Origin of the sequence: Actinokineospora sp. UTMC 2448, from assembly GCF_024760565.1 — a bacterium.
In the GTDB taxonomy this organism is placed as follows: Bacteria; Actinomycetota; Actinomycetes; order Mycobacteriales; family Pseudonocardiaceae; genus Actinokineospora; species Actinokineospora fastidiosa.
Genome location: NZ_CP031087.1, coordinates 4,200,623 through 4,217,072 on the forward strand (window position 1 = coordinate 4,200,623; position 16,450 = coordinate 4,217,072).

11 protein-coding genes are annotated in these 16,450 nt (G+C 74.0%); 6 read left to right on the forward strand and 5 right to left on the reverse strand.

Features of this window, described 5'->3' with window-relative positions; translation table 11 throughout:
* Window positions 1–85 precede the first annotated feature (85 nt).
* Window positions 86–652 carry a D-alanyl-D-alanine carboxypeptidase family protein gene (locus Actkin_RS19035; protein WP_189210876.1) on the forward strand — a complete coding sequence of 189 codons (567 nt, stop codon included), beginning with the start codon at window positions 86–88 and terminating at the stop codon, window positions 650–652.
* Here Actkin_RS19035 and Actkin_RS19040 read toward each other — a convergent pair.
* Entirely contained in the window at window positions 649–1,215 is a 567-nt protein-coding gene (locus tag Actkin_RS19040) for a TetR/AcrR family transcriptional regulator (protein WP_189210877.1), read from the reverse strand. The genes Actkin_RS19035 and Actkin_RS19040 overlap by 4 nt on opposite strands.
* Window positions 1,216–1,293: 78 nt before the next feature.
* Between Actkin_RS19040 and Actkin_RS19045 the strand changes: the two genes are divergently transcribed.
* Window positions 1,294–3,048, forward strand: a complete 1,755-nt coding sequence (locus Actkin_RS19045; protein WP_258903638.1) for an ABC transporter ATP-binding protein — start codon at window positions 1,294–1,296, stop codon at window positions 3,046–3,048.
* Here the strand turns inward: Actkin_RS19045 and Actkin_RS19050 are convergent.
* On the reverse strand, window positions 3,038–3,607 hold the full coding sequence (locus Actkin_RS19050) for a TetR/AcrR family transcriptional regulator (RefSeq protein ID WP_258903639.1): 570 nt from the start codon (window positions 3,605–3,607) through the stop codon (window positions 3,038–3,040). The two genes, Actkin_RS19045 and Actkin_RS19050, sit on opposite strands and share 11 nt — an antisense overlap.
* Window positions 3,608–3,656: 49 nt before the next feature.
* On the opposite strand from Actkin_RS19050, the gene Actkin_RS19055 reads away from it, so the two are divergent.
* The 4 genes from Actkin_RS19055 (at window position 3,657) to Actkin_RS19070 (ending at window position 9,274) form a co-directional block, all read left to right on the forward strand.
* Window positions 3,657–4,907: a flavin monoamine oxidase family protein gene (locus Actkin_RS19055; protein WP_258903640.1), complete on the forward strand. Its 1,251-nt coding sequence runs from the start codon at window positions 3,657–3,659 to the stop codon at window positions 4,905–4,907.
* Window positions 4,908–4,960: 53 nt separating this feature from the next.
* Window positions 4,961–5,905: a GlxA family transcriptional regulator gene (locus tag Actkin_RS19060; RefSeq protein ID WP_258903641.1), complete on the forward strand. Its 945-nt coding sequence runs from the start codon at window positions 4,961–4,963 to the stop codon at window positions 5,903–5,905.
* A 47-nt stretch (window positions 5,906–5,952) separates the two neighbouring features.
* The gene (locus Actkin_RS19065) at window positions 5,953–7,230 is read left to right on the forward strand and encodes a DJ-1/PfpI family protein (RefSeq protein ID WP_258903642.1); all 1,278 of its coding nucleotides are present in this window, start codon (window positions 5,953–5,955) and stop codon (window positions 7,228–7,230) included.
* A gap of 157 nt (window positions 7,231–7,387) precedes the next feature.
* Window positions 7,388–9,274: a Calx-beta domain-containing protein gene (locus tag Actkin_RS19070; RefSeq protein WP_396122758.1), complete on the forward strand. Its 1,887-nt coding sequence runs from the start codon at window positions 7,388–7,390 to the stop codon at window positions 9,272–9,274.
* Window positions 9,275–9,317: 43 nt separating this feature from the next.
* Here the strand turns inward: Actkin_RS19070 and Actkin_RS19075 are convergent, their stop codons facing one another.
* From Actkin_RS19075 to Actkin_RS19085, 3 genes are all read right to left on the reverse strand, one after another.
* Window positions 9,318–10,874, reverse strand: coding sequence for an amidohydrolase (locus tag Actkin_RS19075; RefSeq protein WP_258903644.1), 1,557 nt, complete (start codon window positions 10,872–10,874; stop codon window positions 9,318–9,320).
* A gap of 84 nt (window positions 10,875–10,958) precedes the next feature.
* Window positions 10,959–13,898, reverse strand: coding sequence for a glycoside hydrolase family 48 protein (locus Actkin_RS19080; protein ID WP_258903645.1), 2,940 nt, complete (start codon window positions 13,896–13,898; stop codon window positions 10,959–10,961).
* Window positions 13,899–13,997: 99 nt separating this feature from the next.
* Window positions 13,998–16,436: a glycoside hydrolase family 9 protein gene (locus tag Actkin_RS19085; protein WP_258903646.1), complete on the reverse strand. Its 2,439-nt coding sequence runs from the start codon at window positions 16,434–16,436 to the stop codon at window positions 13,998–14,000.
* Between the last annotated feature and the right edge of the window lie 14 nt (window positions 16,437–16,450).

Genomic DNA, 16,450 nt, shown 5'->3' on the forward strand with positions numbered 1-16,450 from the left:
GGCATCAACCGCGCCGTCCCCGTCTTGGACAGCATCAGCGCCGCCTGCGAGGCTCGTGGCGTCGTCGACAGTCAACGGGGGGACGATGACCATCATTCGCCGAGGCCATGGCGTGCGCGGCCACGTCGCGGCGCTGGCCGCCGTGCTCGCGGTGACGGGGTGCTCGACGTTCGGCCACGAGCGGGTCGCCGGGCACGCGGAGGCCGTGCTGGAGGACATCCCCGGGCCGCGGACCGGCCCGGTGTGCCCGGTCGACGAGCGGTACGTCGACGAGCCGCCCGACGGCCTGCGCCCGGACGTGCTGACCGCGTGGCGGAGCCTGCGCGCGGCGGCCGAGCGCGACGGCGTCCACCTGTGCCTTCAGGACGGCAAGCGGAACAGGCTGCAGCAGCAGCGGGAGTTCGACGACGCCGTCCGCCGCTTCGGCACGGCCGAGCTGGCCGCGCGGTACGTCCTGCCGCCGGAGGAGTCCATGCACGTCACGGGCATCGCCGTGGACGTGCAGCCGATGGCGTCCGCGGAGTGGGTGGAGCGCCACGGCGCGGCGCTCGGCTGGTGCCGCCGCTACGACAACGAGTACTGGCACTTCGAGTACGCCGCCGAGTACGCGGGCACGGGCTGCCCCGCGCGGCTGCCGAGCGCGACGGGCTAGGGCCGGAGCGTCTTCCGCAGGCTGTAGAGGCACATGTCCAGCGCCTGGTGGCGCGACACCTGCGCGTCCTGTGCGTACTGCCACGCCGAGTAGAGCATCGACCACAGCACGTTCTGGACCCACAGCGGGCTCAGGCGGGGATCGATCGTGCCGTCCTCGTGCCCGCGCTCGACGAGGTCCAGCAGGGACTGGTCGGCGGGGCTGCAGGCGTCCCAGTCGGCGGTGGCGTACTGCTGGGGGTCGTTGAACACCAGCATCAGCACGCGGCCGAGGTCGAAGTACTCCTGGCACAGCCGGTCAAGCGCGGCCGCCGCCGGTCCCTCGGCCGGGCGGGCGCGCTCGGTGGCCTCGGTGACCTGGTCCCACGCCGACTTGCTCAGCGCGGCCAGCAGGTCGGCCCGCTCCGGGAAGTAGCGGTGCACGGTCGTGCGGCCGACGCCCGCCGCGGTGGCGATGTCGCCCAGCGAGGCGGCCGGGTCGGCGGTGAGCACGTCCACCGCCGCGTCCAGGATCGCCCGCCGGGTGCGGGCGCGGGTGCCCGATTCCGTGCGCACGTCGGTCATGTGCGCAGCGTAAGCCAGGACGACCCGGAATGGAATTTCGGTTGACCGTAGCGGAACAGCTGTGTTCCACTCGTAAGCATGAGTGTTCCGATAAGGTTTCCCCGGCTCCGCGTGCTGTGGTCGTTCGCCCGGCCGCACCGCGGTGCCCTCGCGCTCGGGCTCGCGTTGGCCCTGGCCGGGTCGGCGGCGGGCCTGGCCACGCCGCTGGCGACGAAGTGGGTGCTGGACTCGCTGGGGGCGTCGGCGTCGCTGTCCGGGCCGGTGATCCTCATGCTGTCGCTGCTGGTGGTCGGCAGCGCGGTGTGGCTGACGCAGTGGATCCTGCTGGGCAGCCTCGGCGAGCGGGTCGTGCTGGCCGCGCGCGAGGCGATGGTGCGCCGGTTCTTCCGCGCGACCGTCCCCGCGGTGACCGGGCGGCAGTCCGGCGAGCTGGTCACCCGCGTCACCTCCGACACCGTCCTGCTGCGCGAGGCGGCCACGTCCAGCGTCATCGGGCTGATCAACGGCGCGGTGATGCTGGTCGGCACGCTGGCGATGATGGCCGTGCTCGACCTGGTGCTGCTGGCCACGACCGTCGCGTCGGTGATCGTGATCGCGATCCTGTTCGGCGTGCTCATGCCCAAGATCGCGGTCGCCAAGGAGAAGGCGCAGGCGCACATCGGCGCCCTGGGCGGGGTCCTGGAGGGCGCGCTGCGCGCCGTCCGCACGGTGAAGGCGAGCCGGGCCGAGGAGCGCCAGGCCGAGCTGATCATGGCCGACGCCCGCGAGGCCGCCCGGCACAGCATCGCCGCGGTGCGCCGCGAGGCGGTCGCGTGGAGCACGGCGTGGACGGGCATCCAGCTGGCGATCATCCTCATCCTGGGCATCGGCGCGTGGCGGGTGGCCGACGGCGACCTCGCGGTGTCGGCGCTGATCGCGTTCCTGCTGTACGCCTTCGGGCTGCTCGACCCGATCACCTCGCTGAGTCAGAACGTCACCGCCCTGCAGAACGGCATCGCCGCCGCCGCGCGCATCCGCGAGATCGAGGCGCTGCCGGTGGAGGACGACAGCGCCGTGTCGGGCGCGGGGACGGGCTCGCCGTCCGCCCCGGTCCTGGAGCTGCGCGGGGTGACGGCCGCCTACGGCCCGGACGCCGAACCCGCCGTGCGCGGGGTCGACCTGGTGGTGCCGCGCACCGGCCACACCGCGATCGTCGGCCCGTCCGGCGCTGGCAAGACCACGCTGTTCTCGCTGATCCTGCGCTTCCTCGAACCGCAGGAGGGCACCCTGCTGGTCGACGGCGTCCCCTACCGCGAGCTGACCCACGCCGACATCCGCGCGCGGCTGGCCTACGTCGAGCAGGAGACCCCGGTGGTGCCCGGCACGATCCGCGACAACCTGCTGTTCTCCCACCCCGAGGCCACGCAGGACGACCTCGACCGCGTCCTGCGCGCCGTCCGCCTCGACACCCTCGCCGACGGGCTGGAGCAGGGCCTGGACACCCCGCTGTCGGCCACCTCGGTCTCCGGCGGCCAGCGCCAGCGCATCGCCATGGCCCGCGCCGTGCTGGCCGACCCGGAGGTGCTGCTGCTCGACGAGGCCACCGCCCAGGTCGACGGTCTCACCGAGGCCGCGCTGCACGAGGTCATCCGCGCCCAGGCCACCCGGGGCGCCGTCGTCACCATCGCCCACCGCCTGTCCACAGTGGTCGACGCCGACACCATCGTCGTGCTGGAGGACGGCCGCGTGCGCGCCCGGGGCACCCACACCGAACTGCTGGCCACCGACGAGCTCTACCGGGAGCTGGTGGCCTCCCTGCGCATCCCCGACGAGGACGCCGTGCTCACCGGCTGAGCCCGGCGGCGGCCAGGACGGCGGCCAGCACCCGGCGCGACCGCCGCGCGCTCCACGCCGCCGTGCCCTCGAACCGGGCGGTGATCAGGCCGTCGACCGCGACGTCCAGCAGGTCGGCCGCCAGGCCCGGGTCGGCGAGCCCGGCCTCGGCGACCAGCGCCCGGACCCGCGCGTCCCACCAGGTGGTGAAGCGGTCGAGCTCGGCGCGCAGGACGGGCTCGGCCGGGGCGGCCATCACCAGCGCGAGCCAGAACCGCTGGGCGCGCTCGCCGGGGGCGTGCACCGCCCAGTCGGCGAGGGTGCGCAGCCCGTCGGCCCCGGTGCGTCCGGCCAGCACCCGCTCGGCGTGCTCGCGGCGGGCGTCCACCTCGCGGCGGACAGCCTGCCGCAGCAGATCGTCCCGACCGGCGACGTAGTGGGTGACCACGGAGGTCGACGCCCCCGCCCGCCGCGCGACGGCCCGGATGGTGACGGCGGCGAACCCGTGCTCGGCGGCGATGTCGACGACCGCGTCCCCGATGGCCGCACGACGGGCGGCGGGGTCGACCTGCTTGGGCACGGGCCCACCCTACCTTGTCGTGCAACAGACGTTGTGCAACAGTTGTTGCATGAAGGTGGTGGTGATCGGCGCGGGCCTCGCGGGACTCACTGCGGCGCGACGCCTGGCGGGCGCGGGCGCGGACGTGCTGGTCCTGGAGTCCAACGACCGCGTCGGCGGACGCGCGTGGACGGTCCGCTCGGCCCTGGGCAGCGCGGTCGACCTCGGCGGGATGTGGGTCGGCGCCGACCACGGGCGGGTGCGGGCGCTGGCCGCGGAAGCGGGGATGACGGTGTTCCCGTCACCGACCGCCGGGGCCACCGCGTTCGTCGACGGCGCGCGGGTCCGGCGGCGGCTCCCGGTGGCCACGGCGGTCCCGGCGGGCCTGGCCCTGCTCCGGCTCGCCGCGCTGTCCCACCGCGACGGCGCCGACCGCACGGTCGGCGCGTGGCTGCGCCGGATTCCGGGGAAGGGCGCACGCGACCTGCTCGCCACCGTCCTCACCGAGGCCATGGCCGAGGACCCCGACGCGATCTCGATGCGGACGCTGCTCACGGGCATCCGGTCGGCGGGCGGGCTGCGGGCGGTGCTGGGGATGCGCGGCGGCGCGCAGGACGGCCTGCTGGCAGGCGGCGCGGGCGGGCTCGCCGAGTGGCTGGCCGCCGACCTGACCGTCCATCTGGGACGGCCCGCGACCGCGATCACCCGGTCCGGTCCCGGGATCGTGGTCGACACCCCCTCGGGCCCGATCCGAGCGGACCGCGCGGTGGTGGCGGTCCCACCGCCAGTGGCACGCGCGATCCGCCACGATCCGCCCCTGCCCCCGGGACGCGCGGCGGCCGAGCGCGACACCGCCATGGGCGCGGTCTACAAGGCGATCGCGGTATACCCGGACCCGTTCTGGCGGCAGGCGGGGTTCAGCGGCCAGCTGGTCGCCGTGCGCGGACCCGCCGCCTTCGACGTGTCCCCGCCCGGCGGCCCCGGCCACCTCGCGGTCCTGGTCGCGGGCGGCGAGGCTCGCGCGCTGTCCGCCCTGCCCGCCCGCCGTCGGCGAGCGGCCGTCCTCGACGTCCTGGCCACGGCGTTCGGCCCCCAGGCTCGATCGCCCGTCGACTGGCACGAGAAGTCCTGGCACGAGGACCGCCACGTCGGCGGCGGATACTCCGCACTGCCCGTGCTCGGCGCGGGTCCGGTGATCGGCCCCACCCCGCCCGCGGGCCCGGTGCACTGGGCGGGCACCGAGACCGCCGAACGGCACCCGGGCTACCTGGAGGGCGCCGTGGCCTCCGGGGAGGCCGCCGCCGACGCGGTCCTGACCTGATCCGTCCCCACGGCGGCCACCCCTGTCCGCGTGCGCTGCCTTACCGTCGCGGTGTGGACAGTGGACAGCGGCGGGTCGTCGTCGTGGTGCAGCCCGCGGTCAACCTCCTGGACCTCGCCGGTCCGGTGCAGGTCTTCGACGCGGCGAACCACAGGGGCGCGGGGTACCGCCTGGAGTACGCCAGCACCGCCGAGAGCGCGCGGAGCGCGCAGGGACTGCGCCTGGCGGACCTCGGTCCGCTACCGGATGTGTCCGCAGGCGACCTCGTGCTCATCCCCGGTCCGCGCCTGGAGCGCGGCGGACCGCGGGTGGACCCGGCGCTGACCGCCTGGCTGCGCCGCGCCGCCGCCGCGGGCGCGGAGTTCGCCGCGGTCTGCAGCGGAGCCGCCGCGCTCGGCGAGGCGGGCCTGCTCGACGGCCGCCGCTGCACGACCCACTGGGAACTGCTGGAGCCCATGCGGGTGCGCTATCCGAGGGCCAGGGTGCAGGACGGCGTCCTCTTCACCCACGACGGCCCGGTCAGCACCAGCGCGGGCATCGCGTCGGGCATCGACCTGGCGCTGTCGCTGGTGCACCGCGACCACGGCGCGGCGATCACGGCCGCGGTCGCCCGCGCGCTGGTGGTGTACCTGCGCAGGACCGGCGACGGCGCCCAGCTGAGCCCGTTCCTCAGCCACCGCGACCACGTGGACGACGCGGTGCACGCCGTGCAGGACCACATCGCCGCGCACCTCGACCGGCCCCACCGGCTGGCGGACCTCGCGGCGCGGGTGCACCTGTCGCCGCGCGGCCTCAGCCGGGCGTTCACCTCGGCAACCGGCATCACCCCGCTGGAGTTCCACCAGCGCCTGCGCCTGGCCATGGCCGAGGACCTGCTGGCCGGGACCGACCTGCCGGTGTCGGCCGTCGCCGCCCGCACCGGCTTCCGCGACGCCCGCCAGCTCCGCAGGCTCTACCGCGCCCGCCGCGGCGTCGCACCCTCGTCGCTGCGCGCCTGACAAGCCCGCATCAGCCCTTCCCTCGTCACATCTGGAGCACTGACGTCATGCGCCGCATCCTCCTTGTCCTGGCCGCCCTCCTCGTGGCCGCCGCCGTGTTCGCCGGGACCGCCGCGCTCGGCGTGGCAGCGTCGATGGCCGCCGGGTTCCCCCCGCCGCCACCGGGCCGCTGGCCTGCCGCCGCGCCCGCGCCACCGGACCGGCTGGTGGTCGCGGTGGCGGTCGGGGCGAGCGGGTCCGTCGGCGCGGACGTGCTCGCGCCGTACGCCGTCTTCGCCGGGTCGCCGCGGTTCGCCGTGCGGGTGGTGGCCGAGGAGCTGGCTCCGGTGACGCTCTCGGGCGGCCTGCACGTCGTGCCGGACAACACCTTCGACGAGGTGCTCGCGCCGGACGTGGTGGTCGTGCCCGCGGTGGTCGACTGGGCGGGCCGGGAGGAGGCGGCGCTGCGGGAGTGGGTGGCGCGCCAGGCGGACCGCGGCGCGGTCGTGCTCGGCGTGTGCGCCGGGGCCAAGGTGCTGGCCGCCGCGGGCGTGCTCGACGGGCGGTCGGCGACCACGTTCTGGTCCGCTGTGGACGGTATGCGCGCTGACTATCCCGCCGTGGACTGGATCGCGGGCAGGCGCTACGTCGAGGACGGCACGGTGATCACCACAGCGGGCGTGACCTCCGGCATCGTCGGCGCGCTGCGGGTGGTCGAGCGGCTGGCGGGCCCGGACGAGGCCGACCGGGCGGGCGCGCGGGCGGGCTACCCGGGCTGGTCGCGCACCGCGCCGCTGGACATCCCGGTCAACGGGCACAGCGCCGCCGATCTCCCGTACGCGCTCAACGCCGCGTTCCCCTGGGGCCGCACGGTCACCGGCGTCGGCGTCTCCTCCGGCGTGGACGAACTCCACCTGGCCGCCGTCCTGGAGGTGCTGTCCGGCTCATCGTTCGCCGAACGGACCGTGCCCGTCTCGCTGGCGGCCGAGACGACGACGCGGCACGGCCTGCGCCTGCTGCCTGCCCCTCCCGGCGACCTCGACCGGCTCGTCCTGACCTCGGACGACCCCGCCCTGACCGCGTGGGCCGCCGGGCACGGCGTCCCGGTCAGCCGGGTGCGCGGGTTCGACGCTGCCCTGCTGGACCTCGCCGCGCACGCCGACCGGGCGAGCGCGGCCGCTGCGGGCAAGTTCACCGAGTACCCCACCGCGCACCTGGCGCTCGCTGGCCCGCCGTGGCCGTGGCGCGCCGCCGCGCTGGCAGGGATGACCGTCATCGCCTCGGCCGCGCTGGGCGTCCTGGTGGCCCGGTGGGGCAGGCGGTTCGGGTCCAACGGCTCTACCTGATCAGCCCACCCCGGACCGACCCAGCGTGCTGTGGGAGCGCGCTCACTGGGCCAGTCAGGGTCAGACCACTGGACCGGGGGCGTTGTGGTCGACCCGACGCGTTGTCCGATGATCGGCGGTGTCACCAGGATGGCGTGACCGAACCTGGAGGACCCCCATGCGCCGATCCACCGGACGAAGACAAGCCGCCGCCATCGTGGTCGCCGTGACCGCGAGCCTGATGACCGCGACCGCGAGTGCGGCGAGCGCGGCCCCGCCGGGCGTCTCGCCCTCCACTGTGGACGTCACGCTCGGACCGGGCGCCACCACGACCGTCACCAAGACCGTCACCACCGCCGAGGTGCCCCCGAACCCCGACCTGGTCCTGCTGGCCGACACGACCGGCAGCATGGGCGGGGCCATCGCCAACGTGAAGGCCAACGCTGGCGAGATCACCGGGGATGTGCTCGCCGCCCAGCCCAGCGCCCAGTTCGCCGTCGCCGAGTACAAGGACTTCACCGACCCGTTCGCCTACCGGCTGAACCAGAACACCACCGGTGACCCGGCCGCGATCCAAGCGGGCATCGACCAGTGGACCGCCTCCGGCGGCGGCGACTTCCCCGAGGGCCAGATCAACGCCCTCTACGAGATCGCCACCGGCTCGGTCGCGTTCCGCCCCGGCAGCAGCCGCATCCTGGCCATGTTCGGCGACGCGCCCGGCCACGACCCCAGCGGCGGCCACACCCTCGCCGACGCGATCGCCGCGCTGCAGGCCGCCGACGTGCGGGTGATCGTGGTCAACGTCGGCAACATCGACCTCACCGGGCAGGCGACCGCGCTGGTCGAGGCGACCGGGGGCGTGCTGCTCACCAACGTGCCCGCCGACCAGGTGTCCCAGGCGATCCTCGACGGCATCGCCGCCATCGAGGTGACCGTCACCCCGCAGGTCGGCGCGTGCGACGACGAGATCGACGTCGTCAACACCCCGGCGAGCCGCACCGTGGTCGGCGGGGAGTCCGCGACGTTCACCGAGACCATCGGCGCGGCTCCCGACGCCGCCCCCGGCGTCTACACCTGCTCGGTCGACTACCTGGTCAACGGCGTCTCCGCGGGCTACGTCCAGACGGTGACCGTCCGGGTGCCGGGCTTCTCGATCGACGACGTGACCACGACCGAGCCCGACCTGGGCGCCACCGCGGCGACGTTCACCGTCACCCTGTCCACGCCGTCCCCGTCACCGGTCTCGGTCCGGTACGCGACCGCGGACGGCACGGCGACCGCGCCCGGTGACTACGCCGCGTCGTCCGGGACGCTGACCTTCGCCCCGGGCGAGACCAGCGAACCGGTGACCGTGCAGGTCGTGGGCGACACGGTCGACGAGCTGACGGAGAACTACACCGTCACCCTGTCCGACCCCGTCGGCGCCGGGCTCATCGACCCCGTCGGCGTCGGCACGATCGTCGACGCCGACCGCGACGGCGCGTTCTCCTGCTCGGCCACCGCGCTGAAGGTCGCCGGGATCAGCGTCGCCAAGGCGAACCCGCAGAACCTGCCCTGCGTCGACGACGCCGAGACGGTCGTGTCCGCCGACCTCAACGCTGGCCTGATCAACGTCGGCGCGGAGGCGCTCACCGCCGACACCGACCTGACCCCGGACGACCAGCAGGTCGCACCCCAGGCCGGTGACAACGCGCGGGCGCACAGCGCGGTCGAGCGGACCGGCATCAGCACCGTCGGGCTGAAGATCGAGCTGGGCGTCGTCGAGGCCAGCGCCGCGGTCACCTGCGTGCCCGGTCCGGACGGCCTCCGGCCGGTGTTCACCGGCCACTCGCACATCGCCTCGCTCAAGATCAACGGCGTCGCGGTGACGGTCGGCTCGGCCCCGCTGACGATCCCGCTGGTGATCGGGTCGCTGAAGCTCAACTCGCAGACCGTGCAGAACGGTGTGCTCGTCCAGCGCGCCGTGTCGGTGGAGACCCCGCTGACCACCATCGTGGTCGCCGAGGCGAAGGCCGACATCCACGGCAGCTCCGCTCACCCGTCAGGCGACCCCTGCCGCCGGTGAGCCCGCCGGGCGGGCGGGGGCCGCGGCCCCCGCCCGCCCACACCTACCAGCCCTCCCCGTGCACGACCTGTCCACCCTGGACAGTCGAGACGACCGAGACGTCGAACGACCGCAAGGGGTCGCCGTCGAGGACGACGAGGTCGGCGAGGCGGCCGGGGGCGATCGTGCCGAGGTCGCGCTCCCAGCCGCAGGCCCACGCCGCGTCCGCCGTGTACGCGCGCAGGGCCTGCGTCGGCGTGATCGCCTCGGCCGCCCCCACCGGGTTCCCCGACGACGACAGGCGGTCCACCATGAACCGCATCGCCAGCAGCGGGGCGCCCACGGTGACCGGGCGGTCGGAGCTGCCGACCAGGCGCACGCCCGCGTCGAGGAACGAGCGGCCGCGGTAGAGCCAGCCTGCGCGCTCCGGGCCCATGATGCGGGCGTAGTCGTCGCCGAAGGACCACAGGAACGCGGGCTGGACGACGGCGGCGACGCCGAGGCGGGCGAAGCGCTCCAGCTGGTCGGGGCGGACGAGGCCCGCGTGCTCGATGCGGTGCCGGGCGCCGGGGCGGGGCACGGCCATCGCCGCCTCGAAGCCGTCCAGGGCGACGTCGACGGCGCGGTCGCCGATGGCGTGCACGGCCAGCTGCCAGCCCGCGACGTGCGCGTCCCTGATCACCGCGTGCAGCTCGGCCGGGTCGGCGTACAGCTCGCCGGAGCCGGAGCCGTCCGCGTACGGCGCGGTCAGGGCGGCCGTGCGGGCCATCATGCCGCCGTCGGTGAACACCTTGACCGCGCCGAGCGCCAGGCGGTCGCCACCGAAACCGGTGCGCAGCCCGAGGTCCATCGCGCGCGGCGTCTCGTCGGTCGCGTGCGCCGCGACCGGGCGCAGCACGTCGGCGGAGACCATCAGGCGCACGCGCAGCGGCAGCCTGCCCAGCCGCTCGGCCTCCTGGTACGCCGCGCCCTCGATCGGACTGTGCTTGATCAGCCCGCCGCCGATGCCCGCCTCGGCGCACGCCGTCACGCCCTCGGACAGGCACTGCCGCCCCGCCCGCTCGATCGCATCGACCAGCTCCGCGCGCGAGTACGGCTGCCGCAGCTCCCGGACGGCCGCCGCGCCGCCCTCCACCAGCAGCCCGTCCCGGTGCGAGACCCCGGCGGGCAGCAGCGCGAGCACCGACGAGGACACCACGCACGCGTGCCCGGAGTCGTGGATGAGGTGCACGAGCCGCCCGTCGGCCACGGTGTCCAGCTCCGCGGCGGTGATGTGGCCGCCCAGCCCGCGCTGGTCGTACCCCACGACGTCGACCCACTCCCCCGCGCGCCGCGCGGCCACGGCCTCCCGCACCACCGCGAGCAGCGCGGCACGGTCGGCGCAGGCGGCGACCGACGGCGCGCCCGCCGCCAGGCCGGTCCACGCCAGGTGCACGTGCGCGTCGACGAACCCGGGCACCACCCACGCCCCGCCGAGGTCCACGCGGGCGGCGGCGGGCAGCCCCGACACCGCGTCGTCGACCCCGACGATCCGCCCCCGCCACACGCCGACGGCGTGGGCGGTGGGGTGGCCGGGGTCCATGGTCAGCACCCGTGCTCCGGTGATCAGCAAGTCCAACACGGGCGCAGCCTAACGAGAAGGGGCCGCCGGACCAGAGGTCCGACGGCCCCGACCCACAACCGCGTCACCACGTGGACAAGCGGATCACGGGGTGAACAGGTCCACGTGCGCGGCGAAGGCGGTCGCGATCTCCGCCTGCGCCCAGAACCGGTGGTAGGTGAACGTCGGCGCGGGGCCGCCGTCCAGGTACGCCTGCACCTTCGGCCAGTCCGGGTCGTCCATGAAGTACGACCGGATCGACAGGAAGGTGGCGCCCGGCTCGATCACGTCGCCGTTCGGCATCGTGCCGCTCCAGCCCGGGGGCACGTAGGTGCCCTCGCCGCCGGGGACGTACTCGTCGTCGAAGCGCGCGTAGTCCGACCGCGTCTCCGGCGTGGCGATGCCGATCTCGGTCTGGTTCGCCAGCAGGGCGTTCAGCAGGCCCTCGCCGGTCGTGCGGGCCGCCGCGTCGCCGGACCGCGCCGCATAGTGCAGCAGGGTCTTGGCCAGCGCGGCCGCCACGCCGACGTCGCGGCCCTGCGTGTCGACGGTGACGTGCAGACCGGGGTTCGCGGCGGGCCAGTTGTTCCCGCTGCTGGTGAAATCGCCCGACGGCGTGCCGGTCCAGGTCATGTCGGACGGCACGGCGAAGTCGCCGCCCTCGCCGATGTCGGTGTGCGCGATGGCCCACGGCACCCACTTGTCGAGGATGTCCTTGGCCTGGGCGTTGCCGGTCTCGGAGTACAGCGCCGCGACCCGCTCCATGCCCCACACCTGGAACCCGAACCAGCGGTTCGACGGCGGGTCGTGCCAGACCGGCTGGTAGTCGTAGAACATGCCGTTGAACGTCGGCAGGTCCGTCGGCGGCTGGGTGTACTGCCCGTCCCAGCTGTTCGTCGCGCCACCGGCGATGCCGCCCTCGGCCGACTGCAGCCACTTGATGAACTGCAGCTGCCGGGTGAGGCTGGTCGCCCAGTCCTGCGCGCCGGTCGCCGACTTCGGCTTCAGCGCCGGGTCGTTGGCCAGGGCGTAGGCCGCCAGCGGGTTCTGGTAACCCTGGTGGTTGGCGCCGTCGCCGATGCGCCACGCCCACCCGGCCGAGGTGTCCGTCGCGCCGCCCCATGCGTAGTACCAGGACATGAGGTAGTGCTGGCTCTGCCTGCCCGTGCCGCCGGGGCACGTCATCGGGTTCGTGCAGTCGCCGATGCGCTTGAAGTACTTGTCGAACATGGCGTACCGCAGGTAGTCGCCCATCTTCGCCGCGTCGGCGACGACGCCCGCGACCTGGGAGGCCTTGCCCTGCTCGGTCGCCCACTTGTTCGCCAGGTAGGCCACCTGCACCGCGCGCGCGTCGGCGTCGGGGGCGTTGGTGTACTTCCACTGCTTGGCGTACTGGCCGTCCCCGGTGAACAGGTCGAGGAAGCCGTTGGGCCCGCCGTGGGCGAAGGTGTCGCACGAGGGCTGCGGGATGGTCTCCCACACCGACTCCTGCGAGCCGCGCTGGTAGGTGTTGATGTAGGCCGGGGCGGCGTCGGACTCGTCGCCGCAGTGGCCGAAGCCGAGCGTGTTATCCACGTCCAGCAGCCAGTGCATGCCGTAGATCGTGTCGGAGCCGTACGCGGTGCGCAGCTCACCGGCGATCGGGTCCTGGCCGACCGGGACGTTGCCGTCCAGCTGCGACGGGTACGCCGACGGGTGCGGGTGCTCCGGCGCGTAGGTCGCCGGGTCGGCCGGGTTGTACCGGCCCGCGTTGGGCTGGTCGGCCGCCGACGGGATGATGTACTTCTCCAACGACTCCCACGCGTCGTTGAACGGACCCCACTCGCCGCTGATCCGGCCGTAGGCCGCTTCCAGCCACAGGTAGTAGCTGTAGGCCTCAGACGTGGTCTGGTGACCGTGGTCGGGCGCCTCCACCAGCAGCGTCTCCACCGAGTGGTACGGCACGAGCAGGCCGTTGATGTCGCGGAAGTAGCCGCTGGCCGGGTCCTTGATCTTGTTGTACTGCTCCAGGAACGCCGCGGTGTAGTCCGAGGTGTCCGCCGACAGCTCGCGGGCCTCGATGGTCGCCGCGGTGTAGCCGGTCGCGGTCGCCCGGAACGTCGCGCTGGCGAGCGCGCCGCCGTTGTCGGCCGAGGTGATGGTCACCGGCTTGGCGGTGTTCCAGTCCGTCGGCGAGAACGTCAGGCTGGCGGGCGTCGCGGTCAGGTCGGTGCTGCCCGCGCTGCGGGCGACGGCGACGGTCACCGGGCCCGACGGCTGGGTGGCCAGCTTGATCCCGGTCTGCGCGCTCTGCCCCTGGCGGACGGTCACCGTGGCCGGGCTGGCCACGATGGTGGGCGCGCTCACGACGGTCACCGCGATCGGCGTCGACAGCGCGGACGCGCCGCGGTTGTCGTGCGCCCGCGCGGCCAGCGAGTGCTGCCCGACCGGCGCGTTCGCCCACTGCACGCTGTACGGCGCGGTCGTGTCCGTGCCGATCAGCGTGGTGCCGTTGTAGAACTCGACCCGGTCGACGGTGCCGTCGGTGTCCGCGGCGTTGGCCGAGACGGTGATCGGCGTGCCCACCGGGTGGCTGGAGTTGTCGGCCGGGGCCGTCAGCGACACCGTGGGCGGCTTGTTGGCGCCGGTGCAGGGCGTGCCGTTGACGGCGAAGTCGGTCGGCGGCCGGTTCTGCCCGGTCCAGCTGGCGTTGAAGCCGAAGCTGACCGAGCCGCCCGCGGCGACGTTGCCGTTCCACGCCTCGTTGGTCACGGTCACGGCGTTGCCGCTCTGGGTGTGGCGGCCGCTCCACAGCTGCTGGATTCGCTGGCCGTCGAGGAAGGTCCAGCTCAGCCGCCAGCCGGTCAGCGCGTCGCCCTCGTTGCGCAGGCTGACGTTCGCGGTGAAACCGCCCGGCCACTGGTTGGTTGTGTACGTCACCGAGCACGCCACGGCGGCGTGCGCCGTGCCTGCCAGGGGCACCAGGGCCCCGGCGGCCAGGGTGGTCGCCGCGAGCGCCACCCCCAGCGGCCCTGGCCGGGCTCGGCGGGACAGGACGGATCGCATCGTTGCAGGTCCTCCTTCAAGGGACACAGGGATACCCGCGTGCGCGGGGGCCGGCCCGGGGCACAGCCGCCCCGGGCCGGGGCTGGTGCGTTGTCCCGCCTAAGGTTCGGTGCCCCAGGACAGGGTGGAGCCGGTGTGCGCCGTCACCCGGGGAGCGTCCCGGTAGGCGGCGGTGGCGCCGGAATAGCTGTGGTCGTCGGTCTGGTCGAGCGGTGACCAGTCCGCTTTGGCCACCCGCAGCTGGATCTCGCCGGAGTCCTGTCCGGGTCGGACGGACCCGGCGGTGAAGGCGATCTGGACGTAGTGGTCGGCGCCTGTCCGCGCGGAGGGCAGGCGCACCACGCTCATCCGGACGTTGGCGCAGCCGACGGCCGCGTAGTCGCACCACACCTGGAACGACTGCGCGCCGTCGCCGGTGAACCAGTACCGGACGGTCGTGGCCGCCAGGTCGAGCGGCGCGTCCCCGCTGTTGCGGACGCGCACCGCGCCGCGGATCTGGTTCTCCGTCGGCGAGGAGTTCGCCGTGCGGTGCTGGACGACCACCGGGCCGGTCGGGTCGGGATCGGGCGTGGGGTCCGGGTCGGGGTCAGGCGTCGGGTCCGGGTCCGGGTCGGGATCGGGCGTGCCGCCGTCCGGCGTCTCGCCCCACAGCACGCCCGACGCGTCGGCGATGATGATGTTGTCGGTGGTGGCCTGCGCGGCGGTCAGGCCCTGGTAGGACCAGTCGTTGGCCGGGTCCCACGTGCCCGCGCTGGTCAGCCGGAGCTGGATCTCCCGCCGCCACGCGCTCTGCCCGGCAGGCGCGATGTCGCCCGCGCACCGCACCTCGACGTAGTACACCGCGCCCGCGTGCCGCTTCGGCGCGGACGGCGCGCCGCACTGGTTGTAGTTCGCGGTGGCGGTGATCTGGCCCGGCTGGGTGGCGCCGTCGAGGGTGAAGTAGTAGCGGACCACGCCGTCGGTCACCGCCCTGGCCGGGAACGCCGAACGGTTGTAGGCGAACATCTTGACCTCGGTGAACGTCGCCGACGACTGGCTCACCCCCGCCTGGACGTAGATCTCGTCCATGTCCGGGGTCTCCACCGGCGGGAAGTCCGCCAGCGGGGCGCCGCCGAACTCGTCGTACAGCTTCACCAACGCGCTGGTGAAACCGGCGTTGTAGTCCAGCGCGACCTCGTTGGCCACGTAGTCGTCCCGGTTGTCGACGTAGGCGTCGTTGTTCGTGGACGGCCCGCCGACCAGCGCCCCGTACAGCACGTGCCTGCTGATCTCGGGCGTCTTGCTGCTGTCCAGCCACGCGCCGTGCGCGGTGCGGTGGTGCGGGTTGCGCGGCGGGTTCTGCCCGAACCCGACGACATAGCTGGACGAGCGCGGGTTGTCGCCGAGGATGTAGTTGACCTGCCGGACGCCGAAGTCGTGATAGCGGGCCTTGCGCACCGGGTCGGTGACGTTCTCCGCGTGCACCATCGCCACGAAGGCGGTGTTGGCGGCGTACCGCAGGGAGCCCCAGGTGTCGAGCACCGCCTGTCCGCCCGGGGAGTACCGGACGCGGTTTCCGTTGTGGCCGACGGTCCAGTAGTCCAGCCAGCGGTTGGCGTCGGTGAAGTAGCGGTCCCCGCCGGTCAGCTCGGCGAGCAGGACGTAGGCGCCGTAGGACTTGTCGTCCCAGGCGATGGTCCAGCGGTAGGAGCGCTCGGTGCTCTGCGGCTCGGTGGCGAGGCGGTCGTACTCGGTCTCGGCCTTGGCCAGGTAGCCCGCGTCGCCGGTGGCCTTGTGCAGCCAGATCGCGCCCCACACCAGCTCGTCCTGGTAGCCGCTCCACGAGCGGTAGAAGCTCTGCGCGTCGGTGATGCAGTCGCTGTAGCGGCCGCGGTAGGTGTCGGCGAAGGAGTACAGCTGCCGGGCGTGGGTGAGCAGCGTGGCCGAGTAGGCCGGGTCGCTGTCGCGGAAGACCAGCGACGCGGCGGCCATCGCCGCTGCGTACTCCCCGGCCAGGTCCGACCCCGGGCAGCTCGCGTCCACCTTGTACGCCGGGCGCGCCATCGGCATGACCTCGGCGGGCCCCCACCAGCGGTGGTCGTCGTCGCCCTTGCCGACCTGCCCGTACACCACGTTCGGCTCGGGGTGCGCCTTGATGATCCAGTCGGTGCCCCAGCGCAGGTTGGCCTTGAGGTGGTCGAGCTGTCCCGAGCGGGCGTAGGCCGCTGGCTCCTCCAGCGCGCCCCAGGCCAGCATGGTCATCGTCGCGGCGAACGGCAGGCCGAACTTGACGTGGTCGCCCGCGTCGTAGAAGCCGCCGGTCAGGTCGACGCCGACGTCCGCGCCGTCGGTCAGCGCCGAGTCCCCGCGCCAGGACACCCGGTTGTCCTCGGGCAGGGCGCCGGAGCGCTGGGCGTCGTAGAACCAGAGGGACTTCTGCAGGGCCTCGGCGTAGTTGAACGCCGGGGCGGCGGCGGCCGAGCGGGCCACCGGGACCACCACCGCGGCGGCGATCACGGCGCATAACAGCGCGCGGACCACGCGTGGACGACTAGTCACAGCCGCTTCCTCCT